Raw genomic sequence first — 22,934 nt, forward strand, 5'->3', positions numbered from 1 at the left:
CGTTGTAAATGTATAGTACACTAAATGAATAATATCTAAATCTACGATTTACAGAGAATAAGAGAGATCCACTCAATATTTCGGGGGTTAAACCGAATTTACTGCGTTGGTTAGACAGAACGATACTATTCTATCTCTTATGTCATCCTAAGATCAGGAGTACAACATTAGATTACAAATACACAAAAAATGATCGCCCCATTATTGGAGAAACCATTAACGTGGTCAAAATATGGATATTGTAATCAATGTTACTCAACCTTTTTACTGCGTTGGAAAAAATAAAAAAGTGGGGTTCACTTTATCCATGAACCCCACCAATAAAAAACTCCAATATAAGGCCCTCTATACCTCACTATCGGGATCAACATAGCTTCTTGGAGAATTCGATAAAAGATCTCTTCAAATAAATTTGTATCTTGGAATCGTCGAACGTAGTTCTTCCCAAATGTAGTGAATGAGGGATTGATTCCTTTAATCCATATCCGATAAACCAGCGATATGCCACATTCGTTTCGATTTCTTTAATGGTCTGTCTCATCGAACGGATACCAAATAAATATTGGATAAGAGCTATTTTCACAAGAACTACGGGGTGGACACTAGGTCGACCATGGGTTAAAGAATATCGATCTGCTACCAAATCATAAATAAAATCAAAATCGATACTACTTTCAATTTTGCGAACCAAATGTTCCGCAGGGACCAGCTCTTCTAAAGCTATGAGTTCCTGTTTATTTCGCCCTTCTTTTCTGTGTTTTGATAACACAAAAATTCCTCCATGTAGTCGATTCTATATATATTTAGAATTCGACAAAAAAACTGTAGACCCTGTCTGTGGTTAGACATTGTCTACAGTCTGGTATACCTATATGGTTTCTTCTTCTGTTTTCAATTACATTTCCAGTTATTGCGGCTACAGAGAGATTACTCGAAGGTCTCATGGCAATTGGATATGTTTTTCTAAGATTGGCTACCCGATAGTGTCCGACAACCTGTATCAAGATTCTTGATAACGTTGTTCCAAAGACAAATAGTCTCCCTATTCATATCCGATACTCCGATTGCGAAAGGAGTGCCAATGGTTTGTAAGCTCGATATGTTCGTGGATTTAGATTTTCAATAGCATTTCTTGCTACCAATCCACCCATGCTATGAGCAACAACCTTAACCGTCCTACCAGAGATAATTTTCTCCTTCTTCAGATTGTCGATAAACTGATCAAGATAGAAACCGTTTAGATGAATATTTTGTGCATCATTATCGTACTCAAAGATGAACAGATCATAGTTCTCAGTATAGTTTGCTTCACCACTTCCATCTGGCAACCATGGTGGAAATACGTTGTCTCTGAGAAATAGCCCACTTAATCGATCAGCTGGCTTTAGTTGTACGACATCTGTAATGTAATGAACATCTGGATTGTTATACTGAAGCTTGTCTCCCTTTTTATAGGACTTTTTTGAAAAGGTTTGACTAGAATTTATGACTCTGCCTCAGCGTAGTGTTCACTTGGATTAAAAAGGGAACTATTGGACCACTTGTTGATAAAGCCAACAGACTCGCTATTTCCACCAAAGGGACCTCCAGCTGTATCCGTGAAGCAAAGTGTTAGAATCCCTTCTGTTTTAGAACTTCTGCTCGTTTTTGTGGAATCTGATATAGTCTCAAAGGCATAACTACTTTTTTCTTCCCATCCATTGATTCCAATTTTACTTCTGTATATTCTGCCGCTGTAAGGTGCCCAGCAACTCCATTAAATGGAACACCTGTTTTGAAAATAACATCATTATCATTCAATGTCACACCCGCAGGGAGAGGGATCTTGCTACTCGTTCTTTCGTATAGTTCATGTAAATTTAATGGATATCTAAGAAAAAGTTTCCGATCAGCAATTTTGTCGAAATTGGCAAGTTTTTGATCTACTCCCATTATCCCAGAAAAATTTGCTTGTGAAGTTTTAATCGACATGCTACAGAGAGTTTTTGCTGGACAACTAATTGTTTGTTCTGGATAGGTGACTGTCGTTTCAGTAGTGTCTGTATTCGATGATGTATGGGTAAAAGAAAATTCAAACGAAGATTTAACTGTTGCTCCGCCCTCTCCGATAAATGGAACACCTACACTTACCTTTGCATCAGCACCCCCGCCTATCTTTACTCCCTCTTGATTGGAGTACGTGAAAGAAGAAGTTGTCTTTTTTGTAGTCCCGGGGATTTTGAGTGTTTGAGGTGTTGACCCACCGTTCCTCAAGGATCCTAGTTCCAAGTTATCATCTTTATAGCTGTCGATATTTACATTGTCCACTGAAATATTGTTCACTGTATTTTCATACTGAGGAGTCCAATTATTTACCAGTCGATCCATTTGATTCCTCATCTTCGATCGAAGATCTCCCTCCGGGATACCCTCTGTTACATAGTTCTTTAATCTTTCAGCGATATCTCTCTTTATTACTTCTTTATTTACTACATCACTAGACTTCATGCCAGCGTTTTTTTGTGCTGTTGTGATTGACGCTTTCTGTCCTGCATACTGTTCCGAAGCAAAAACCTGTACGGGAGATAACAATATAGCTGTACTTAAGACAGCAGTTGGTATAATCCTTTTCATATTTGACTTCTTCATATTATTAAACCTCTCCTTGTTATGTAAAAATACATTTAAATATTCTCCTTATAAATAAATATATAATAAAATAGAATTAATTTATATACACGAAACATACTACATACGAAATATCTGTGACAAAAACGAATAGGGATTACCACTACTAGGGGTATAGGGCGCAGTGGAACAGAAAACGGCAATAAGCCAAATCAAGACTCAATTGAAAAATAGCTAGAAAAAATAAGGCTCTTACTTTGTTTACACGACTTCAAAGTAAGAGCCTTTATCGTTAGATTTTCTCGTATAGTTTTCCGTTTTGATCTTTCCTTCTATTTGCCGATGACACTTGATACGCACATTCCCAATTTTAGATAGCTGCAGATATTTATTTTCAAGAGAAAAACCGCTTTGTGGATAGGTGAAGCTATCATAACGATGTTTTCCTTGAAAACGTGGGTAACCTGCCTTCTATCCCGCCTTGATCCTTCGAAAAAACGCTTTGAATGCTTTATCTAAACGGCGTAGAACATCTTGCAACACTTGTGATTGTACCTGCTTGAAATCCGGAAGCTCTTTCTTGAGTTGAGGCAATTCATTTTGTTGCATACTATAGCTGACCGAAATATTTCGATGCCGATAAGCAAACTTTCGTTGCTCCAATGCTGTATTGTACAACCATCTTAGTTGTATCAACTGAATGCGGCCTAGCCGTAGTCTGTCTATTGGAACTGGATATTTCTGTTAGCAGATTTGCTCATCTCGAGGTTTTAATATACCTATAGACTTTTCTTCACCTATAATTTTTTTGTAAGTCGTTTCATTGACAATTGCATACATGTCAGCATAGACACGCTGATTTTCGATAACTATGTTACCTTCATACTTTAATTTTGCCCCATTTATTTCGGCCTTTTCTACTTTGTCTTTAGCAAATAATATCCCTTGTTCTTCTGATATAGCTGGTAACCTATCAATTACTTTTCCATCGGTTATGTCGTCTGCATTTCCACCAACGCCCTTTTTAAATAATTTTTTCTTGACAAGCTCTTCACCATCTTTTTAGCTATTACAAGGACCTTTTTATCTTTTATCTTTGTAAGCTGTAAATGCTAACGTAAAAGTTGACCACTAGAGGGTCATCGCTCATAAAAAAATTGACCACCTGAACATCTCTTTCCTGTATCCTGAAATTTGTCGAAAAGGATATGGGAGGAAAGGAAATGCTACAGATGGCCAACTATGAGTTTATCAGAAAGCAACATGTGTTACTAGAAAAGTCCATACGTCAAATTTCACGAGAAACGGGATATTCACGTCAAACTATACGTAAGGCTCTCCGTTCAACGGAGAAGCCTAAGTACAAACTTACAAAGCCCAAGAAATTGCATGTTATGGGGGATTATAAGGACATTATTCTGGAATGGATTCGTCAATGAATCTGCTCCTCCAAAGCAACGGCATACAGCTAAGAGAATCTATGACCGATTGGTAGAGGAATACGGATTCGCCGGGGGAGAATCTACTGTACGGGCTTATGTGAGAAAGCTACGAAATACAAAGCCTGACGCCTTTGTTCCATTGGAGTTTTCACCAGGGGAATTCGCACAATTTGATTGGGGAGAGGCTTACGTACTCCTTCAAGGTAAGCAGATTAAAGTTCAAATATTTTGTATGCGGTGTACATTCAGTCGCAGGATATTTGTTAAAGTATTTCATCATCAGCAACAAGAGGCTCCCCTACAGGGGCATGTCGATGCTTTTGAATTCTTTGAAGCCGTTCCTCGTACGGTTACTTACGACAACTTAAAGACTGCCGTAAAAAAAGTATTGGAAGGGAAGAACCGAGAAGAGCAAGATCGTTTTATCCAACTCAGAATGCATTACCTCTTCAACAGCCATTTTTGCGATCTCGCAAAAGGAAACCAGAAGGGACAAGTGGAAAATCTGGTGAAGATAGTCAGAAAGCAATATCTCACTCCAGTACCGTCTGTGTCTAGTTTAGAAGAGCTAAATCAAATGCTCCTTGACAAGTGTATAGCTTATGAGAAAACTCTCGTTCCTCGGACTTCTCGTACCGTCGGTGATGCATACAAAGAGGACAAAGCAAGCATGTTGCCTCTTCCAACCCGTCCATTAGCTTGTTGCCGAGAAAGATATGTAAAAAGCAATTCACTATCTATGGTTGCTTTTGAGAAAAATTTTTACTCGGTTCCTGTTCGCTATGCTTCTTCCGAACTAACAGGGAAAATCTTTGCGGAGCATGTTGAGTTCTACTACAAAGATGAACTTATTGCGACACATCGGAGATGTGTTGAGCGTAATCAAGAGATTCTCAACTACGATCACTATCTCGATCTTCTCCTTCAAAGACCGGGAGCAGTCTTGTATGCTAGACCGCTAAAACAAGCAGATCTTCCACCTATCTATACTCAATTTCAAGACAAGCTACGACTACATTCTCAAGGTATGAAAGAGTTTGTTCGCATCCTTCTTCTTCACCGTGAATTCGAGCCTGCATTGGTGGAAAAAGCATTAAAAGAGGCTTGGGATAAAGGAATGATTCAGTATGATGCGATTCGACAGCTACTTTTTAGTCAATCTGTTTCGGATCATCGACAACCCCCTATTACATTTGGTACAGAGAGTACTGTTCCTAAAATCCAAGTCAAAACCCCAGATTTGAAGCAATACAACAAGCTCTATCAGAAATGGAGTGTTCTTCATTGAGTACCACGATGTTATTGGACGAAGCGCTGAAGCGCCTCCGTCTTCCTACGATCAAAAAGCTATACAAGGAAGTAGTAAAAGATGCAACTGAACGTCAGGTTCCCTATGAAGAATTCTTGCTTGCATTATTTGAGCAGGAGGTCGTGAATCGAGATGCCAACCAGATTGCCCTTCGAATCAAAAAAGCCAAGTTCCCCATGATGAAGACTCTGGAGGACTACGACTTTACAGCGATTCCTTCACTAAATAAACAAAAGGTCCTCCAACTCTCACGTTCTGAGTATCTTCAGTCTGCCGAAAATATCTTTTTCATTGGTAGTTCTGGAACAGGTAAAACTCATTTATCCATTTCCTTAGGCACAGAAGCATGTAAAAACGGATATTCCGTCCAATTTTGGACGGCCGCTAAGATATGCAATGAATTGATTGAGGCTCAGACCGAAAAGCGACTCCTCCAGCTAGAAAGACAGTGGATGAAGGCAGATCTTATCATTTTAGATGAAGTAGGATTTGTTCCCCTTAGCCAAACAGGAGCACAGCTCCTATTCCAGTTCTGCTCCACTCGCTACGAAAAAGGAAGCATGATCATTACAAGTAACCTCGACTTCTCCTCTTGGAATCAAGTTTTTAAAGATGAACAGATGACGGCTGCCCTTGTTGACAGACTCACTCATCGTTCGCATATTTTTGCAATGAACGGAGAAAGTTACCGTTTCAAACAAAGTATGCAAAGAGCTTGATCATCAAAAAGTTACCCACCCTGAAGGGTAGGTATATTTATTATCTAGGTGGTCAATTTTTTGATGATCAAGGTGGTCAACTTTTTAGTTGACGTTTACAGTAAGCTTTGTTATATATATATCTTTTTCGTATAAAGAACAACCTGATAGAACTCCAAGTGAAAGAGCTAATGCTAATCCAATACTTAATAATTTTTTCATAATAAGATCTCCCTTTCCCATATCTATCTATTCATCATCTGATATATACAAATTATTTAATAAAAAATCTTCCACTTTGACCTCCTGTCCGGTTTCCGTTTTAACAATTTTATCTGAAAGCCATTTGTCTAAATCACTATACTTGAATTGTTTTTCTTGGATGATGTCTGATGTTATAATCTGGAAAGTTACTTCTTGAGAAGTACGTTGAAAAATAGTTTTTAGATAAAAGGGTGCTGAAATATTCTTCATTTTAATATATGTTGGTAAATATTGTTGGATCATTCTTCGAATCTCTTGTTCCACTTTCTTTGTTTCTGTTGTCGCTTTTCCCTTTTCTTCAAATACTATATTCTCTTTTTGTCCTAAGAATTCTTTAAACCAGATAGAGGTAGGATCTTGTTTAAATCGTTGTTTAAACTTTTTCTGAAAGTCATCTCCAGACTTCATGTTGTAGAAAAAACGAATAGTACCAGGTGACTTTTCCTCTAAATATTGAATGAAAGGTACTGCATATTGATAGCCACTTAGATACGAATTATCTATAGGATTATGAGCAATTTCTTTCTTGGTAGGAAGAGCTTTAAAAATTTCCCCACCGTATTGCTTCGCATAATTCAACATTTCATAGTCAGCTAGCCCTTCTACTAACCAATGTGGCCATGGGGATACCAAATTGTCTGGTAAAGAATGCTTATCTGCTGTTAAAATATGGTGCATTTCATGAATTATAACATTTCTAAACTGATTCTCTACATAATTTTTAGTACCCGAGTAAAAAAAAGTGACTCCTCCATCGAAAGCCTCAGCTTCTTTTTCAGGGGTATCCCAGTGTTCTTGCTCTATCACAATCTTGGTCTGTTTCACTTTTTTTGGATTGCCAATATTTTTCACCATATTCGGAATAATTACTTTTTCTACATAGCTAGCTGCAGATTGAATCTTTTTGGCATAAGCAGGATCTACTTTCGTTTTAAATTCCGTAATCAGCTTAATTTCATCTTTCGCCGGTACATCTTTCCTAGTAGGTGCTTGGTGTCTGTCTTGATCACTTTTCTGCAGAGAAGTGGCCTTTTTCGTAGTTTGTACCTTATCAGGCTGAGCAGCAGCATAGCTAGCTTGACTAACCAATACAAAAATTGCAGAGAGTGCAATCATGCTTTTTTTCATTGTCGTTATCCCCTTCATGTATGTTAATAATCGTTTTTTGGCTAGTGTTAATTTATTTTTAGCATAGATGGAGGTGGTGGTGCTATTCATTTATCTTACAAGTAAATTACATCTTTGTAAGTTTTTTTGAAAAGAAGAAGGATTAGGGTGTTTTTGTACATCGGGGCAAAAATTAGCCATCGTCATGAAACGTAATCTCAATCAGATGTAACAAAAAGAACACTTTTCTTTACATGCTCAATAACGGCATGATGGAATATATTTCAAATCCAATGGAATCCTTTTTTACTGCGTCCAGAGATTGTGTTGCAAAAAAGAGAGAACTGTCCATACCTTCTGCCTCGGATGAAGTAAATTCCATACAAAATCTCTTTAATTTAGTAGCTTAGATTCCCCATTCAGAGGACATTTTAGGCTTTTTTCATTTCCCTCACTTTTTTTCAACACAGCCTCATTTTTTAAGAATTCCTTGACATGGTAAAAAGGAATCTATATAATTAAGTTAACATAACTAAATTATATTAAGGAGGTAAATGATTGAATAAAGAAGCCATGAAAAGTCAAAATGTGGTTGAACAGATCAATCAGATAATAGAGAGCATTTGGACTCTCTTGGAAAGAGAAGAAAGAGAGTTAAATAAATTCAAGTTAAATCATCAACAACATGTATTGCTTACACTGATTATTCGAGAACCTTCCTCTTCTCCTTCTCAACTGGCTAAAAAAATGGGTATAACCAAAAGTGCTGTAAGTCAACAACTATCGAGACTTGAAAGAGAAGGATTTACCATAAAAAAACAACATACCGACGATAAGCGACTATTTTCTATTGAACTGGGAGAGAATGGGCTTATGTACAAAAAGGAGCTAGATTCATTTTATCAACAAATGTTTGATAAATATTATTCAAAATTATCATATGAAGAATTATCAAATATACTCGCTTCAGTTCAAAAGCTTCAAGGGGTAATGAGACAGGAATCAACTCAAGATAATTCTGAAACAAGTGTATAGATTTTTATGTTATATAGTTATTGTTATTGTTTTATTTTGATTTTCATTAAGTCTTTTATGTCTAAAAATGATTTTTGCAAAATTTTTTCTATTAAGGGGTATAATAAATTGAAAGCAATAGATATGAACTTTCGAGTTCCAGGGGAATTTGAACAGCAAGAGTCAGTTATCTTGATTTGGCCACCAACTTCTTACGCTACAAGCACTAATGAATTTGATAGAGATAAGGTTTGTGTGGAAATTGTTAAAAATCTTTTAGGTCATGTGAGGGTTATTATAACTTGCTATAGAGAAGAGCTTAAATCACATGTTATTAATAGACTGAATCAAGAAAATATAGATACTTCAAAAGTGGAATTTATGATTTATCCTTATTTGAATATCTATGCTAGAGACTTTGGAGCCCAGGTTGTTGTTGATTCTGTTGGAAATAAAGCCTTTGTTGACTTCGCATTTAATTGTTATGGATATTTGCCACAAGGACACCCCATGTCAAGAAATCTAGAGGCTTTTGATAAGGCTCATGCTAATTATTTAGGAATACAGGATGCCTTCTTTACAAGATTGATTAGTGAAGGGGGAGATCATGAGTTTAACGGAAAAGGAATCATGATGACAATTGAAGATACGGAAGTAAATAAGAGAAACAGCGGCTGGTTAAAAGAAGAAGTAGAAGCAGAATTTAAAAAGCTATTTAATCTAGAAAAAATTATTTGGATCCCGAGAGCTACTTATGATGATGAGCATATGTTTGCTGGCCCGATTCCAGATGAAAATAACCAATATACAGCCTATCGATCTGGATCTGCCAATGGCCATATAGATGAAATGTGTCGTTTTGTCAATGAAGATACGATTTTAATAGCTCATATTACTGATGAAGAAGCAGAGAGCAGTGAACTTCATAGGCTTAACAAAGAGAGATTAGATGAGGCTCTTAAAGTATTAGAGTCAGCCACTACTTTAGACGGTAAACCATTTAACATTATTAAAATGCCTACCCCAGAACCTGTATATATTAATATTAATCCTGATGATGATGTGTATGAAGCCTTGACATTAGGATCAGAGTTTTTAGAAGGGAAAATGCTAGATGGATCTACATTTCCAACTGGATCGGTCAAGGCATTGCCAGCATTAAGCTATTGCAACTTCCTAATTGCTAATGATATTGTTTTAGCTCAGAAATATTACAGACTAGGAATGTCTGAAAAAGTGAAAGAAAGAGATGAGCTTGCATTACATGTTTTACAAAATGCCTTTCCAGAAAAAACTGTAATAGCAATTGATACACTTGCCCTTAATCTTTATGGTGGGGGGATTCACTGTAATACTCGTAACGTACCATCAACTAGGGGGCACGGTACATCGCCATCAAGCTAAGAAAAAGGAATATACCCAATCAAAAAAACGCCATTCTTTTCAGTATACAACCTGAGAGAATGGCGTTTTCTTCATGGATCATCAGCGGATATAGCAAGTTCTTAAATCTCTATCCGTAAATATCCGCCAGTAAACTCTTCTGCATTAGCGGTCCAATTGATACCCCCCTACAAAATCCCCTTTTGGTATGCCTCTCCTGACATCATCTCTCTCAGCTTTTTTTCTCAGCTCTCATATTGCCTTTAATCATGTGTGGAATCATACTCTCCACTACTGTTTTGCGCTACCAAAGGTCTTTCCAGTTGTGGGGCATCGATAAGGACGTGTCTTGTGGATGTCTGGTTTATATAGTTGCGTAACTTCTTCATCATTTGGAAAAAGCAATCGATAAAGAGATTCTTTTGTTTCTTGAATTATAGTGTCGTGGCGATTCCTTGGAGCATCTTAGCCGTCTTCCCGACCGATGGACAGGCGGCCAGTATGTATAACCAGCCCCGTCCTAGTCCGCCCATCCATTCATCAAATTTAGGAAATCAAGTATGAACCAGATCGTTCTTCTTGGCTAAGTAATCAAAATACTCTTGGCGAGCACCTGTAATCGAAACGAGTTCGCCATTTCCCTCTGGTCTAATGGAATCCGATAGTCTTTCAATGGCTTGTAGCATATCCTCTTCTTCCGAAAATTTTCCCTCAGTTGGATGGATGTTATCCGATCTCCTAGCTCGATGATTCGTAAATAGACCCCATATTATGAGGCAGAACAGCGGCTTCTATACGATGGTGATTCAGTTCTTGGAAAGCGTAGTCCACTGCCATTTTTACTGTTTTGGACATATATCCCCTACCATTAATATAACCGATCCAACAGCTTTGTAGATGCTGTCTCATGACGCGATTGAGCATGACTTTGCCAATCAACTTATCTAACTGTTGTTGATAAATCAAGAACAAATATCCCCGATCTGTTTGAGCTTTTTCAATCGCTTTTTTTACAATCTTCCATTGACTTTGAAGGGTGTACTCAGAGTCCTCTTGTTTCCTAAAAAATCCCGATTCTTTACTTCAAACTTTAATAGTTCACCTACATCTTCTTCCTCAACTAATCGAATGTAGATGTTTTACTTTCTATCTTCACTTTTGTATCGTCATAATCTCCCACCATCATTCACCTTCTCATCTCTCATTCATTACTTGTCATTTGCAAAAACATCAATGCCTAATCCATTTAAAACATCGATTGCTTGTCTCACTGGTAACTTAGGTAACATCAATTCCTCAGCCACAAATTCCTCTATTTCCTGGACAGTGGCAAACCGTATTTCTTCTAGCCCCCGGTCAACATAACGAATTCGGCATTTATTATTCAATAGTGATACATTTCGATTCTGACCGGTTTGCCATAATTGGCATCTTAGTGCTGACATAAAGGTAGACTTCAATTGGAACGAGCATTGTAGTGCCGGGAGAAAATCGGAGGGTTTGTATTTTTTACGTGCGAAAAACTCCCATTCCTTTCCGCTTTGCTTACCATCTGTATAACGAACAAATTTGTATCTGTGTTCTTGTAGGGAAAGAGGTAATAAATAAACTTTATCATCACCAAATTCACTTATATTTTCACCAGGTCTTTCATAACAAATCGGCTTAAATATAGGTGCAGCTACGCCAAAGTCTAGAAAAACTCGCTCTTCATCTAATATAACTATGATCCCCATATGGTTGTCCTCAAGCAAGACACAATAACTGTCAAAACCGAGTTCCTTTAATAGCCGAATGACATTGGAATTCTGAGTAAAACAAGTACCACCAAAATGAAACTGGCCATAGCCATCTACAAACTGCTCCAATGAAGGGATTTCATATCCTCTTCCAACGTTGTCTCGATGCGAAATGAGCTTACTAATATTTTCAAACGGAAAGGTATTCAAATGAGCATGACTAATGCGAGAGAGGTACTCATAACTAGCTGGTTCCACCGAAAGGCCCATATACTCTAAGTACCTGCTTGCCGCTGTAGATATCGCCTTCATCCATATCTTCTCCTTACTCATATAAAAACATCCCCTCTAGACATCATATCTAAAGGGGAACGGCATTTCGATGATTATTCAACTGTTACGGATTTTGCAAGGTTACGTGGTTTATCAACATCATATCCACGTTCTACACAAGCATAATAAGCAAGAAGTTGCAATGGAACCACTGCTAAGACTGGAGCAAAGAGGTCACTTACTTGTGGAATCGTGATTACTTCATCCACAGACTTGATTAAACCAGTGTCCCCTTCAACCGCTAAACCAAGTACATAGGCTCCGCGTGCTTTTACTTCTTGGATATTGGAAACCGTTTTTTCAAATACAGATTGTTGTGTTGCTAGAGCGATAACAGGAATGTTATCCTCGATCAACGCTAGCGTACCATGCTTCAGCTCACCCGCTGCATATGCCTCGGAATGAATATAAGAAATCTCTTTTAACTTCAAAGACCCTTCTAACGCTACAGCATAATCCAACCCACGACCTAAGAAGAATAGGTTGTTATGCTTAGCAATGCTACGTGCAAATGCCTCAACTGTCTTCTCTTGTTTTAGTACCTCTTCCACTTTTTCTGGAAGGGTAAGAAGATCGGTTACGATTCCTTGTAGCTCTTCAGCAGATTTGTAGCCTTTCGCTTGTGCAAAATAGAGGCCTAGTAGATAAATGGCAATCAACTGAGAAGTGTATGCCTTCGTAGATGCTACGGCAATCTCTGGACCCGCCCAAGTCGTGATTACATCGTCTGCTTCACGTGCAACGCTAGAACCGACCACATTTGTAATCGCCATCACACGGGCACCATGTTTTTGCGCTTCACGTAATGCAGCTAGTGTATCAGCCGTTTCACCAGATTGAGAAACAACCACTACTAAAGTACGATCTGTGATAATTGGGTTGCGATAACGATACTCAGATGCTACATCACATTCAACCGGAATGCGAGCAAGATCTTCAAGTACATACTTACCAACTAAACCAGCATGATATGCTGTGCCACAAGCAACAAAGTGGATTTTCTCGATGTTCTGAATCTGCTCTAATGTGAGCCCAATTTCCTGAGAAAGATCAACGATATTTCCTTTCACACGACTTGCGAGTGTATCACGAATCGCCTTCGGTTGCTCATAAATCTCTTTCATCATAAAGTGGTCAAAACCACCTTTTTCTGCCGTTTCGATATCCCAATCTACACGCATACTTTCACGCTTGATCGGTGTTCCATCCATCATCATCAATTCCACACCAGCTTCATAGATAACAGCCATCTCGCCATCTTCCATGATATATACATCACGTGTGTGCTTTAAAATAGCTGGGATATCGGAAGCAATAAAGTTTTCGCCTTCCCCGATTCCTATTACCAATGGACTTGCATAACGAACCGCAATCATTTTGTCAGGTTCATATTCGCTAATAATACCGAGAGCATAAGCTCCATGCAAACGAGCTACCACTTTTTGAACGGTACTCAGTAATCCGCCGTCCCAATGATCCGCTAATAGCTTAGCAAGAACTTCTGTATCGGTTTGAGAAGTAAACCGGTACCCCTTTGCGATAAGCTCTTCTTTTAACTCAATGTAGTTCTCGATAATCCCGTTGTGAACGATCGCGAACTTCCCATCATGATCCACATGAGGATGGGAATTCTCATCCGATGGTTTCCCATGAGTTGCCCAGCGAGTATGCCCGATTCCTAAAGAACCTTGTAATCCACTCGTCGCTAGCTTTGTTTCTAAATCCATTAAGCGACCTTTGGATTTCTCAACATTCAACTGTTGTCCGTTATAGATCGCCAAACCCGCAGAATCATATCCACGGTACTCAAGTTTGCTCAATCCTTCCAATAAAATAGATTGAGCCTGTTTCCCACCAATATACCCAACAATTCCGCACATAGATGAAAACCTCCTATTATTCTGTTACGTTCAAGTGCTATTACTCCATATCGTTTCTTTCATGCTCCGCTTGAGCATTTGCATCATATCGTAATCTTTGCTCGATTAGTCACCCAATCGGTTTGTATTACGATTCCACGGCACTGACGCAATACCGGGAGGCATCCGCCGAACACTCGATCATCCTCCACCTCGTCAACTGCATCACCCTGCAGTTCTGGCGCTTTGACAACAGAAAAAAATTATAACACGATAGGGGATTATTTGTCTCTGGCAACTCTATCCTCTATGTGTCATATTCCATACTATTCAATGGTCTAAAAAAAGTAAAGTGCGATATCCCTGTTATGGACATCGCACTCACCACTATTCACCTAATTGACGCAAAATCGTTTCCGCAATTTGGGAAACATATTCCTCTAATTGTGCATGATCCGGCCCCTCTGCCATCACCCGAATAAGTGGTTCTGTACCGGAAGGGCGTACCAAGACACGACCTTCTTCGCCTAGTGCATCCACAACGGTTTGAATGGCTTGTTGAATCACTGGATTCGTATCCCAGCCCTCTTTCGAAGCCACACGTACATTTTTCAACACTTGAGGAAACTTGTGCATTTTATCTTTTAGATTGGACAAGGTTTCTCCTTCGTCTTTGATGGCACGTAGGAGTTGAATGGCAGATAACATACCGTCCCCTGTCGTATTATGCTCTAGGAAGATAATATGTCCAGACTGTTCTCCACCTAAGTTATATCCACCCTCACGCATTTTTTCCATCACATAGCGATCACCCACAGCAGTACGTTCTGTAGCAATTCCTGCTTCTCCGGTCGATTTAAAGAATCCGAAGTTAGACATCACCGTTGTGACGATGGTATCCTTTGCGAGTAACCCTTTTAGTTTAAAGTAGCGAGCACAGATAAACATAATCTGGTCACCATCGACCACATCACCCTTTTCATCTACCGCGATTAAACGGTCAGCATCTCCATCAAATGCTAGGCCCAAGTGTGCCCCTTGTCTGACTACCTCTTGCTGAAGCCGTTCTGGATGAGTAGAGCCACAATCTACATTAATGTTTACACCATCAGGATTTACGGCAATCGTTGTCACATCTGCTCCTAGATCTCGTAATAAATGTGGCGCCAATTCATAAGCCGCTCCATTTGCTCCATCGACCACGATATGCATCCCACATAAATCCGTATCAATCGTTGACTTCAGATGTTCCAGATATGCATCAATACTGTCACTCTCGTCAGATATCCGCCCAATTTCTTTTCCAATTGGCCGTGGAATTGGGTCATTAGCTGGATCTTTTTCTAACATCTCAAGCAATTGCTCAATCTCCGCTTCCGTCTCATCCAATAACTTATAGCCGTCTGCTCCAAAAAATTTAATACCATTATCCGGGAAAGGATTATGAGAAGCAGAAATCATGACACCTGCATCTGCTTGTAGATGACGGATTAAAAAGGCTACACCTGGGGTGCTCACGATACCCAAACGGGCTACATTAGCCCCAATGGAAAGCATTCCTGCCACCAATGCAGATTCCAACAACTCTCCTGAGAGGCGAGTATCTCTCCCCACCACGATGAGCGGACTCGTTTTCCCGCGAGTTAACACATACGCCCCCGCTCTTCCTAAACGAAATGCTAACTCTGGTGTAAGCTGTTGATTAGCAACCCCTCTAACACCATCCGTTCCAAAAAATTTACCCACTTATTTCTCCTCCTTGCTCATTTCCCAGCAAACTACGATTTTCGTCGAATCTCAACCATCGCTTTCTCTGGGCTTTGGCTTTCCAACATAATCCCCTTCGGCAACGTTATTTGTATTGGGACTTGGTGAACACCTTCTGAAAGGTTATCCAAATCACATACTGCCTCTATTTGATCTGCTTGTAATGCATCTAGTAGATTAGGTGCTCCTGATACAGAAGCATCCACTGCTTTAGGTGTGATAATCCGTACCTCAAGTCCTTCTTTTACGTTGATGGACTTGATCGGAATATTTTTGATCTGTTTTGGGTTAGACCGCTTCATTTTAACATAAATTTCTACGTCCATGGGTTCCACTTTTTCGACTCCTACAGGCTTGGGAACCTTTGCGCGAAATCGATACACACCTTCTGTCTTTGGTAACTCAACTGGAAGATCGATTTTATTTAATAACTCCAACATAGGGCGATTTCCATAATACGTAACCTTAGATGGATCAGTCTTTATTTCCACCACTTCTACAGAAAGGTCCTTATTCGGATAAGTGAGCTGAATGGGAATTTCTTTTGAGATAAATGGATACGCCAAGTTGGGATTTTTTTTATATAAAGTAACCGTAACCTTATCTGGATGGACCGTATTTTTAATTCCAGAGGGAACTCCTGTTACGATCACAGGGACACTGCGTTGTTCTCCCTCTACAATCGGTTCATCGACCCGAATTTGAGCCCGGATCCGAGAAGAAGCATATTGAAGTGAGAAAGGATTTCCACTCATCATGATCGTCACTTCTTTTTGGGTCTGTATGAGCTCATAGTGCTCTTTATCATATTCTGCGGTTACAGGGACTATCTTACTTTGGGTATCATTTCCAGCCCCTTCTTGATCCTTATTAAAATAATGAACCATAAACCATAAAACCCCTGCTAACAACACCGAAATCACTTGAATGACCCAATTATTTTCTAGCCACTTGTTCATTTCTTCCCTCTTCGCTCACGCCAACTCCGGAATATAGAGATCGTTGGCGAATTTGGTTGAATCTGTTGATATAGACGTTCAAATATAAGATCCTCTGAAATACCCCGTTCTAATTTACCACCCACAGCGATCGAGATTTGGCCAGTCTCTTCAGACACAGTCACCACACACGCATCTGAAACCTCACTCATTCCGATAGCAGCACGATGTCTTGTGCCCAGCTCTTTACTAATAGAAGGGTTCTCGCTCAATGGTAAAAAGCATCCTGCCGCCATGATCGAATCCACTCGAATCACAGCCGCACCATCATGTAAGGGGGAACTCGGCAAAAAAAGGTTTCGTAGCAATTCATTACTTACTTTCGCCTGTAATTCAATTCCTGATTCTATGTAATCAGAGAGTCCCGTCTCCCGTTCAATCACAATCAATGCACCAATTCGTTTGCTAGAAAAATAAGTAACCGCTTTGGTTATTTCCCCCGAAACTCGAGTCACTACTTCATCCTTAGCTATTTGTCCCCTTGTAAAGAAGCCTCTTCTTCCAATCTGCTCTAACGCCCTTCGTAGTTCAGGCTGGAAAATGATAATCACCGTAATAAGGCCCACTGACAATAAGTTTTCAATGAGCCAACGTAACGTACGTAGCTCAAGAAAATTACTTAACAACCATAAAAAAACAACCACACTAATTCCCTTTAGCAACTGAACAGCTCTCGTCCCACGTAATAACGTCAATAGTTGATAGATAAGGAAACTCACGATCAATATATCAATAAAATCATTTATGTACTTCGTTATTCCTACCAATGATTGCACATTGTTTCCTCCAACGCATTCATTATGGATATATTATGCTTCAAATAAACAAAAAGATTTCACACAATAAAGAGAAACAATAAAAACATATCGTCCAAAGTAGACAATCCTAATCGAGGCGTAATAATAAAAGACTCTCCTTATAAAAGAGAGCCCTCCTATTGTCAATCCTCTGTCCTATGCAATAACGCCTCGTTCATGGGAGTAGACTTTATGCTTCCCCTCAACCATGATTGACTTTAACCGTTGTACTGCTTCCCATACATCTTGATACGATGTATATAAAGCAATTGGCGCTAATCGGATCACATTAGGAGCCCTAAAATCAGGAATCACGTTTGCTTCCTTTAACGCTTTACAGATACGCGTCGCTTCTTCGTGCTCAAGAGAAATGTGGCCACCTCTACGATGATCTTCAGTTGGATTTCCGATCACAAAGCCCCATCCTTGAAGCTCTTCTTCGATTAGCAACATCATATATCGGGTTAACGATAATGATTTCTCTCGGATAGACCCCATCCCTATCTCTTCAAACATAGATAGAGAGCCAATCAATGGGGCCGCATTCAAAATAGATGGAGCACTTAATTGATAGGCCCCTGCCTGCCTAGAAGGTTCGAATACATGGCTCATATCAAATTGACGCTCTTTATCAGAGCCAAACCATCCAGCCAGTCCAGGAACCGTGCCAAAGTGTTTTTCATGCACATATATCGCCGCCACACTACCCGGGCCACTATTTAGATATTTATAAGAACACCAAACCGCAAAATCCACTCCCCACTGATGAAAATGGTGGGGAACAGCCCCAACAGAGTGGCAAGCATCAAGTCCAATTAAGATTCCACGTTGATGAGCCTCTCGAGTAAGACGTTCAATATCTAACAATTGGCCACTTCGATATAGGACCGTGGGTAATATCATCAGAGTCACATCGTCCTGCATACACGCAATGATATCTTCTTCATCGATGTACCGACCCTGCCTACTTTTTACAGACAGAAAATGCTCTTCTGGATCCAAACCATGTAGCTGAAGTTGGCTCTTAATCGCATAGATATCAGAAGGAAAATCCAGATCATTTGCTATGATTTTGGTGCGTTTCCCTTCTGGATGATAAAAGGTTGCGATTAATTGATGCAAATTCACGGTAGTCGTCCCAGTCGCGATAACCTCTTCCTTTTTCGCTCCAACAAGTGGGGCCATCTTAGCTCCTAACATTTCTGCTAAGTAAAACCAAGGATATTCTCCACTGGACCAACCGTCGATCTGATCTCTCTTCCAAGATTCAAACGTCTCCAAGAAAGTCTTCTCTGCCCTTATTGAACACAAACCCAGAGAGTTACCATCCAAATAAATTTGATTTGGTATTAAATAAAATTCATTCCGATACTTGGATAGTATATCTTGCTGATCAAAGCGCACTGCTTCCTCTTGAGTTGATTTCATCATCATGGTTCCCCTTTCATCATCTATAGTTTGGTTCTCAAGTCCCATAGCTCAGGGAAGAAGCGATGCTCCATTGTGCTACGAAGGTACGGCACTCCCGGTGAGCCACCTGTTCCCCGCTTAAAGCCAATAATCCGCTCCACAGTCTTCATATGGCGAAAACGCCATTGCTGCATCCAATCCTCCACATCAACCAATTTTTCAGCTAGTTGATAATAGATCCAATACCGGTTTACATCTTGATAAATCTTTAACCAAGCCGCTTCTACGCTTTCATCCGCTTTATATGTCTTGGTCCAGTCACGATCTAGGACAGCAGAAGAAATCTGGAATCCTTCTTTTGCTAACGCTTGGATTGCGACATCATATAAACTCGGGCGCTCCAAAGCACCTTCTAACATGTTCTTCACTTCATCTTTATGGCTATAAATCTCCATAATAGGAGTACTTTTCTTACCTAAAAAAAACTCAATTATTCGATATTGATAGGATTGGAAGCCAGAAGATTGGCCGAGCGAATTTCGAAATTCGATATACTCCGCCGGTGTTAGAGTGGACAGTACATCCCAAGATTGAATAACTTGCGACTGAATTCTGGATACCCTTGATAACATTTTTAAAGCAGAAGATATATTGTCAGAAACGATATGTTGGATGGCCGCTTGAAGCTCATGAATCATTTGCTTCATCCACAGTTCACTAGTCTGATGGATCACAACAAACAACAACTCGTCATGATGATTCGAAAGAGGGTGTTGTGCATCTAGGATTTGATCTAGCCGTAAATAATCCCCATAGGTCATATCATTACGGAAATTTGTATGAACTCCTGCAGGACAACCCATTTGCTCTAATCTTTCCTTCATTTCTTCTGTCATCTTCGCCACTACCTTCTCTATTAATTTAAAACTACAAATATAATATGACTATTAATTATAAAATAAACATTCTGTAAATAACTAATAGTATTTTACAACATAAGCACCTGATTGAGAACAACTACAGAAAAATAAAATCCACTCGAAAATAAACGAGGTAAACAGCAAGTATAGCCATCCACCTCGTCTTATGAAGGATTATAAGATTTTCTTTCCTAACATGGAACTAATCAGTGCAACAGCCACCTTCGCTGTTAGATTGGACTGATCTAAAATAGGATTTACCTCTACAAACTCAGCTGATGTAAGAATCCCCGAATCCGCCAACATTTCCATAGCTAGATGACTTTCTCGATACGTAATTCCTCCTGGAACAGGGGTCCCTACACCTGGGCAATCTGAAGGGTCCAAGCCATCCAGATCCAAACTTAGATGAACTCCATCTGTGCCGTTACTTACAACCTGGATCGTTTCCTCCATGACGCGAGCCATACCCAAACGATCCACCTCATGCATCGTAAATACTCTAATCCCTAGATCACGGATTAATTGTTGCTCCCCAAGATCTAACTCCCTCGCACCAACTAATACAACGTTCTCCGGACGTACTTTTGGCGCAAAGCCTCCCAAATGAGTTAACAATGGATGACCTATTCCTAGGCTAGCTGCCATCGACATCCCATGAATATTACCAGACGGAGACGTATCGCCTGTATTTAAGTCCCCATGAGCGTCATACCAGATTAAGCCCATATTTTGATAATGCTTCGCCGCACCTGCAACTGTGCCAATAGCCATGCTATGATCTCCACCAAGCACCAGAGGAAAGCGCTTTCTTTGTATGACTCCAGAAACACGATTAGCAAGCTCTTCACACACCCGAGCAATCTCATGCAAATATTTTAAGTTTTGATCAGAGATTTCTAAGGACTCCGGACTTGGAATAGGTATATCTCCTAGATCTTCTACTTCAAAACCCAAATCACAAATCGTTTGTTGGAGTGCAGCATAACGTATTGCACTAGGCCCCATATCCACACCACGACGGCCTTGTCCAAGATCTATAGGCATTCCAATAATTGAGATAGGTTGTTTTTTTATCATCTATTACATCTCCTTGCTACTAAAGAAGAATTGAACAATTTAAGTTTACCATATAAAAACTTGGGTTAGTAAGACATTTTACCATCCTCCACCTTCTATGACATATTTATGCATATAGAAGAATAAAAAAAGGAAAGTTTAAAAAAAACACAAATTTATCTATCATATTTTCAGCAACATCCATTAATAGACCTTCTGAAGTGAATTATATTTATACAGGACACCTGTTATATTCGTAATATTCAATCTTTAAAAAAAGATACGGACATACGTACTATAAAAGCATTTTGCCTTGTAAAAAATAAAAAATCCCAAATAGCTGAACTATCGGGATAAAGGGAATACCATTTGGTGACCCGTAGGGGATTCGAACCCCTGCATGCCAGCGTGAAAGGCTGGTGTGTTGAACCGCTTCACCAACGGGCCATGATGGAGCTTCCTACCAGGCTCGAACTGGTGACCTCTTCCTTACCATGGAAGCGCTCTGCCTAACTGAGCTAAGAAAGCATGGCTCCTCAAGCAGGACTCGAACCTGCAACCTACCGATTAACAGTCGGGCGCTCTACCATTGAGCTATTGAGGAACAGTGGAGCGGGTGAAGGGAATCGAACCCTCGCAATCAGCTTGGAAGGCTGATATTCTACCATTGAACTACACCCGCATTATGGAGCGGAAGACGGGACTCGAACCCGCGACCCTCGCCTTGGCAAGGCGATGCTCTACCACTGAGCCACTTCCGCATAAAATCAAATATGAGCCATGAAGGGCTCGAACCTTCGACCCTCTGATTAAAAGTCAGATGCTCTACCAACTGAGCTAATGGCTCTCACTAAGATGTTTAAATAATAGAATGGCTGGGAAGGAAGGGATCGAACCTTCGCGTGACGGAGTCAAAGTCCGTTGCCTTACCGCTTGGCTACTTCCCAAAAATAAAAAAAAATGGTGGAGGGAGTAGGATTCGAACCTACGAAGGCGAAGCCAGCGGATTTACAGTCCGCCCCATTTGGCCACTTTGGTATCCCTCCATACTATGGTGGACGCTGACGGGATCGAACCGCCGACCCCCTGCTTGTAAGGCAGGTGCTCTCCCAGCTGAGCTAAGCGTCCATGCTTTTAAGAAATTCTTGGTGACCCGTAGGGGATTCGAACCCCTGCATGCCAGCGTGAAAGGCTGGTGTGTTGAACCGCTTCACCAACGGGCCATATAACGAAATAACTAACGAAATTTATTATACTATGTCCTTATAGAAAGTCAATATTTTTTTCAAAAATATATTTAGACATAAAAAAAGCCTCATTCAAATTCAATGAAGTTTTGGAGCGGAAGACGGGACTCGAACCCGCGACCCTCGCCTTGGCAAGGCGATGCTCTACCACTGAGCCACTTCCGCATAAAATCAAATATGAGCCATGAAGGGCTCGAACCTTCGACCCTCTGATTAAAAGTCAGATGCTCTACCAACTGAGCTAATGGCTCTCACTAAGATGTTTAAATAATAGAATGGCTGGGAAGGAAGGGATCGAACCTTCGCGTGACGGAGTCAAAGTCCGTTGCCTTACCGCTTGGCTACTTCCCAAAAATAAAAAAAATGGTGGAGGGAGTAGGATTCGAACCTACGAAGGCGAAGCCAGCGGATTTACAGTCCGCCCCATTTGGCCACTTTGGTATCCCTCCATACTATGGTGGACGCTGACGGGATCGAACCGCCGACCCCCTGCTTGTAAGGCAGGTGCTCTCCCAGCTGAGCTAAGCGTCCATGCTTTTAAGAAATTCTTGGTGACCCGTAGGGGATTCGAACCCCTGCATGCCAGCGTGAAAGGCTGGTGTGTTGAACCGCTTCACCAACGGGCCATGATGGAGCTTCCTACCAGGCTCGAACTGGTGACCTCTTCCTTACCATGGAAGCGCTCTGCCTAACTGAGCTAAGGAAGCATGGCTCCTCAAGCAGGACTCGAACCTGCAACCTACCGATTAACAGTCGGGCGCTCTACCATTGAGCTATTGAGGAATACTACTAATCCTAGCGTTTGACAATATATAAAATATACATATGTAGAATATTTTATACTATCATTTTAAAAGATATAGCCTGGCGACGTCCTACTCTTCCGGGACCCTGCGGTCCAAGTACCATCGGCGCTGGAGGGCTTAACGGTCGTGTTCGGGATGGGAACGAGTGGATCCCCTCCGCCATCATCACCAGACT

General features: G+C 40.3%; 18 protein-coding genes, 18 tRNA genes, 1 rRNA gene and 3 pseudogenes. 5 read left to right on the forward strand and 35 right to left on the reverse strand.

Going from position 1 to position 22,934, the window contains the following annotated elements:
- Window positions 1-368 precede the first annotated feature (368 nt).
- The 4 genes and pseudogenes from EDD57_RS12070 to EDD57_RS12090 form a co-directional block, all read right to left on the reverse strand.
- A pseudogene (locus tag EDD57_RS12070) lies at window positions 369-769 on the reverse strand (transposase); the annotation flags it as partial.
- 842 nt (window positions 770-1,611) lie between these two features.
- The gene (locus EDD57_RS12080) at window positions 1,612-2,628 is read right to left on the reverse strand and encodes an ETX/MTX2 family pore-forming toxin (RefSeq protein ID WP_131849690.1); all 1,017 of its coding nucleotides are present in this window, start codon (window positions 2,626-2,628) and stop codon (window positions 1,612-1,614) included.
- Window positions 2,629-3,078: 450 nt separating this feature from the next.
- Entirely contained in the window at window positions 3,079-3,303 is a 225-nt protein-coding gene (locus EDD57_RS12085) for a hypothetical protein (RefSeq protein WP_131849691.1), read from the reverse strand.
- 48 nt (window positions 3,304-3,351) lie between these two features.
- Window positions 3,352-3,603: a lipoprotein BA_5634 family protein gene (locus EDD57_RS12090; protein ID WP_243649543.1), complete on the reverse strand. Its 252-nt coding sequence runs from the start codon at window positions 3,601-3,603 to the stop codon at window positions 3,352-3,354.
- A gap of 227 nt (window positions 3,604-3,830) precedes the next feature.
- Here EDD57_RS12090 and EDD57_RS12095 point away from each other — a divergent pair, with 227 nt between their 5' ends.
- Genes EDD57_RS12095 through istB form a run of 3 tightly spaced genes read left to right on the forward strand, consistent with a single transcriptional unit; the run spans window position 3,831 to window position 6,077 of the window.
- Window positions 3,831-4,046: a hypothetical protein gene (locus EDD57_RS12095; RefSeq protein WP_131849692.1), complete on the forward strand. Its 216-nt coding sequence runs from the start codon at window positions 3,831-3,833 to the stop codon at window positions 4,044-4,046.
- Window positions 3,997-5,337 carry an IS21 family transposase gene (gene istA / locus EDD57_RS14660; RefSeq protein ID WP_131849693.1) on the forward strand — a complete coding sequence of 447 codons (1,341 nt, stop codon included), beginning with the start codon at window positions 3,997-3,999 and terminating at the stop codon, window positions 5,335-5,337. Before EDD57_RS12095 ends, istA begins: the two co-directional genes overlap by 50 nt.
- Window positions 5,334-6,077 (forward strand): IS21-like element helper ATPase IstB, encoded by a 744-nt coding sequence (gene istB / locus EDD57_RS12105; protein WP_131849694.1) that lies wholly within the window; start codon window positions 5,334-5,336, stop codon window positions 6,075-6,077. The genes istA and istB overlap by 4 nt, the downstream gene beginning before the upstream one ends.
- A gap of 228 nt (window positions 6,078-6,305) precedes the next feature.
- Here istB and EDD57_RS12110 read toward each other — a convergent pair whose 3' ends face one another.
- Window positions 6,306-7,448, reverse strand: coding sequence for a basic secretory protein-like protein (locus EDD57_RS12110; RefSeq protein WP_165873805.1), 1,143 nt, complete (start codon window positions 7,446-7,448; stop codon window positions 6,306-6,308).
- Between the two features lie 552 nt (window positions 7,449-8,000).
- On the opposite strand from EDD57_RS12110, the gene EDD57_RS12115 reads away from it, so the two are divergent.
- Both EDD57_RS12115 and EDD57_RS12120 read left to right on the forward strand, forming a co-directional pair.
- The gene (locus EDD57_RS12115; protein WP_131849704.1) at window positions 8,001-8,462 is read left to right on the forward strand and encodes a MarR family transcriptional regulator; all 462 of its coding nucleotides are present in this window, start codon (window positions 8,001-8,003) and stop codon (window positions 8,460-8,462) included.
- A 108-nt stretch (window positions 8,463-8,570) separates the two neighbouring features.
- Entirely contained in the window at window positions 8,571-9,845 is a 1,275-nt protein-coding gene (locus EDD57_RS12120; RefSeq protein ID WP_243649542.1) for an agmatine deiminase family protein, read from the forward strand.
- 413 nt (window positions 9,846-10,258) lie between these two features.
- On the opposite strand, the pseudogene EDD57_RS15190 reads toward EDD57_RS12120, so the two are convergent.
- The 30 genes and pseudogenes from EDD57_RS15190 to rrf form a co-directional block, all read right to left on the reverse strand.
- Window positions 10,259-10,366, reverse strand: a pseudogene (locus EDD57_RS15190) (hypothetical protein); the annotation flags it as partial.
- Window positions 10,367-10,378: 12 nt separating this feature from the next.
- Window positions 10,379-10,510 (reverse strand): hypothetical protein, encoded by a 132-nt coding sequence (locus EDD57_RS15010; protein WP_279388965.1) that lies wholly within the window; start codon window positions 10,508-10,510, stop codon window positions 10,379-10,381.
- A 52-nt stretch (window positions 10,511-10,562) separates the two neighbouring features.
- Window positions 10,563-10,862, reverse strand: a pseudogene (locus tag EDD57_RS15195) (GNAT family N-acetyltransferase); the annotation flags it as partial.
- A gap of 170 nt (window positions 10,863-11,032) precedes the next feature.
- Window positions 11,033-11,875 (reverse strand): arylamine N-acetyltransferase, encoded by an 843-nt coding sequence (locus EDD57_RS12135; protein ID WP_165873806.1) that lies wholly within the window; start codon window positions 11,873-11,875, stop codon window positions 11,033-11,035.
- Between the two features lie 74 nt (window positions 11,876-11,949).
- Entirely contained in the window at window positions 11,950-13,776 is a 1,827-nt protein-coding gene (gene glmS / locus EDD57_RS12140) for a glutamine--fructose-6-phosphate transaminase (isomerizing) (RefSeq protein ID WP_131849698.1), read from the reverse strand.
- Between the two features lie 366 nt (window positions 13,777-14,142).
- A complete protein-coding gene (glmM, locus tag EDD57_RS12145; protein WP_131849699.1) occupies window positions 14,143-15,501 on the reverse strand; it encodes a phosphoglucosamine mutase in 1,359 nt (452 codons plus the stop codon).
- A 32-nt stretch (window positions 15,502-15,533) separates the two neighbouring features.
- A complete protein-coding gene (locus EDD57_RS12150) occupies window positions 15,534-16,481 on the reverse strand; it encodes a CdaR family protein (protein WP_131849700.1) in 948 nt (315 codons plus the stop codon).
- The gene (gene cdaA / locus EDD57_RS12155; RefSeq protein ID WP_424205896.1) at window positions 16,478-17,296 is read right to left on the reverse strand and encodes a diadenylate cyclase CdaA; all 819 of its coding nucleotides are present in this window, start codon (window positions 17,294-17,296) and stop codon (window positions 16,478-16,480) included. Before cdaA ends, EDD57_RS12150 begins: the two co-directional genes overlap by 4 nt.
- Before the next feature lie 177 nt (window positions 17,297-17,473).
- Complete coding sequence (gene kynU / locus EDD57_RS12160) at window positions 17,474-18,748, reverse strand: kynureninase (protein ID WP_424205898.1); 1,275 nt, start codon at window positions 18,746-18,748, stop codon at window positions 17,474-17,476.
- Window positions 18,749-18,768: 20 nt separating this feature from the next.
- Window positions 18,769-19,611, reverse strand: a complete 843-nt coding sequence (gene kynA, locus EDD57_RS12165; protein ID WP_131849708.1) for a tryptophan 2,3-dioxygenase — start codon at window positions 19,609-19,611, stop codon at window positions 18,769-18,771.
- A gap of 210 nt (window positions 19,612-19,821) precedes the next feature.
- Window positions 19,822-20,727 (reverse strand): arginase, encoded by a 906-nt coding sequence (gene rocF, locus EDD57_RS12170; protein WP_131849702.1) that lies wholly within the window; start codon window positions 20,725-20,727, stop codon window positions 19,822-19,824.
- A 349-nt stretch (window positions 20,728-21,076) separates the two neighbouring features.
- Window positions 21,077-21,153, reverse strand: a tRNA-Glu gene (locus EDD57_RS12175).
- 4 nt (window positions 21,154-21,157) lie between these two features.
- Window positions 21,158-21,234 (reverse strand) — tRNA-Thr (locus EDD57_RS12180).
- Window position 21,235: 1 nt separating this feature from the next.
- Window positions 21,236-21,310 (reverse strand) — tRNA-Asn (locus EDD57_RS12185).
- 4 nt (window positions 21,311-21,314) lie between these two features.
- A tRNA-Gly gene (locus tag EDD57_RS12190) sits at window positions 21,315-21,388 on the reverse strand.
- Between the two features lie 4 nt (window positions 21,389-21,392).
- Window positions 21,393-21,467, reverse strand: a tRNA-Gly gene (locus EDD57_RS12195).
- Window positions 21,468-21,480: 13 nt separating this feature from the next.
- Window positions 21,481-21,553 (reverse strand) — tRNA-Lys (locus EDD57_RS12200).
- Between the two features lie 25 nt (window positions 21,554-21,578).
- Window positions 21,579-21,653, reverse strand: a tRNA-Gln gene (locus EDD57_RS12205).
- Window positions 21,654-21,667: 14 nt separating this feature from the next.
- A tRNA-Tyr gene (locus EDD57_RS12210) sits at window positions 21,668-21,752 on the reverse strand.
- Window positions 21,753-21,758: 6 nt separating this feature from the next.
- A tRNA-Val gene (locus EDD57_RS12215) sits at window positions 21,759-21,834 on the reverse strand.
- Window positions 21,835-21,852: 18 nt separating this feature from the next.
- Window positions 21,853-21,929 (reverse strand) — tRNA-Glu (locus tag EDD57_RS12220).
- Window positions 21,930-22,043: 114 nt separating this feature from the next.
- Window positions 22,044-22,118: transfer RNA gene (locus EDD57_RS12225), tRNA-Gly, on the reverse strand.
- A 13-nt stretch (window positions 22,119-22,131) separates the two neighbouring features.
- Window positions 22,132-22,204 (reverse strand) — tRNA-Lys (locus tag EDD57_RS12230).
- 25 nt (window positions 22,205-22,229) lie between these two features.
- Window positions 22,230-22,304, reverse strand: a tRNA-Gln gene (locus EDD57_RS12235).
- Between the two features lie 13 nt (window positions 22,305-22,317).
- A tRNA-Tyr gene (locus tag EDD57_RS12240) sits at window positions 22,318-22,402 on the reverse strand.
- 6 nt (window positions 22,403-22,408) lie between these two features.
- Window positions 22,409-22,484: transfer RNA gene (locus EDD57_RS12245), tRNA-Val, on the reverse strand.
- 18 nt (window positions 22,485-22,502) lie between these two features.
- A tRNA-Glu gene (locus EDD57_RS12250) sits at window positions 22,503-22,579 on the reverse strand.
- A 4-nt stretch (window positions 22,580-22,583) separates the two neighbouring features.
- Window positions 22,584-22,660, reverse strand: a tRNA-Thr gene (locus EDD57_RS12255).
- A 1-nt stretch (window position 22,661) separates the two neighbouring features.
- Window positions 22,662-22,736 (reverse strand) — tRNA-Asn (locus EDD57_RS12260).
- Between the two features lie 79 nt (window positions 22,737-22,815).
- Window positions 22,816-22,932, reverse strand: a 5S ribosomal RNA gene (gene rrf, locus EDD57_RS12265).
- Window positions 22,933-22,934 lie beyond the last annotated feature (2 nt).

Source organism: Baia soyae (assembly GCF_004341445.1).
Taxonomy (GTDB): domain Bacteria; phylum Bacillota; class Bacilli; order Thermoactinomycetales; family Thermoactinomycetaceae; genus Baia; species Baia soyae.

What these genes read in the sequence shown, in the direction of transcription:
- kynU (WP_424205898.1), bottom strand. Translation starts at nt 18,748, where the DNA reads ATGATGAAATCAACTCAAGAGGAAGCAGTGCGCTTTGATCAGCAAGAT.
- EDD57_RS15010 (WP_279388965.1), bottom strand. Translation starts at nt 10,510, where the DNA reads ATGCTACAAGCCATTGAAAGACTATCGGATTCCATTAGACCAGAGGGA.
- EDD57_RS12135 (WP_165873806.1), bottom strand. Translation starts at nt 11,875, where the DNA reads ATGAAGGCGATATCTACAGCGGCAAGCAGGTACTTAGAGTATATGGGC.
- kynA (WP_131849708.1), bottom strand. Translation starts at nt 19,611, where the DNA reads ATGAAGGAAAGATTAGAGCAAATGGGTTGTCCTGCAGGAGTTCATACA.
- istA (WP_131849693.1), top strand. Translation starts at nt 3,997, where the DNA reads ATGTTATGGGGGATTATAAGGACATTATTCTGGAATGGATTCGTCAAT.
- EDD57_RS12080 (WP_131849690.1), bottom strand. Translation starts at nt 2,628, where the DNA reads ATGAAGAAGTCAAATATGAAAAGGATTATACCAACTGCTGTCTTAAGT.
- EDD57_RS12115 (WP_131849704.1), top strand. Translation starts at nt 8,001, where the DNA reads ATGAAAAGTCAAAATGTGGTTGAACAGATCAATCAGATAATAGAGAGC.
- glmS (WP_131849698.1), bottom strand. Translation starts at nt 13,776, where the DNA reads ATGTGCGGAATTGTTGGGTATATTGGTGGGAAACAGGCTCAATCTATT.
- EDD57_RS12110 (WP_165873805.1), bottom strand. Translation starts at nt 7,448, where the DNA reads ATGAAAAAAAGCATGATTGCACTCTCTGCAATTTTTGTATTGGTTAGT.
- rocF (WP_131849702.1), bottom strand. Translation starts at nt 20,727, where the DNA reads ATGATAAAAAAACAACCTATCTCAATTATTGGAATGCCTATAGATCTT.
- EDD57_RS12095 (WP_131849692.1), top strand. Translation starts at nt 3,831, where the DNA reads ATGCTACAGATGGCCAACTATGAGTTTATCAGAAAGCAACATGTGTTA.
- EDD57_RS12150 (WP_131849700.1), bottom strand. Translation starts at nt 16,481, where the DNA reads ATGAACAAGTGGCTAGAAAATAATTGGGTCATTCAAGTGATTTCGGTG.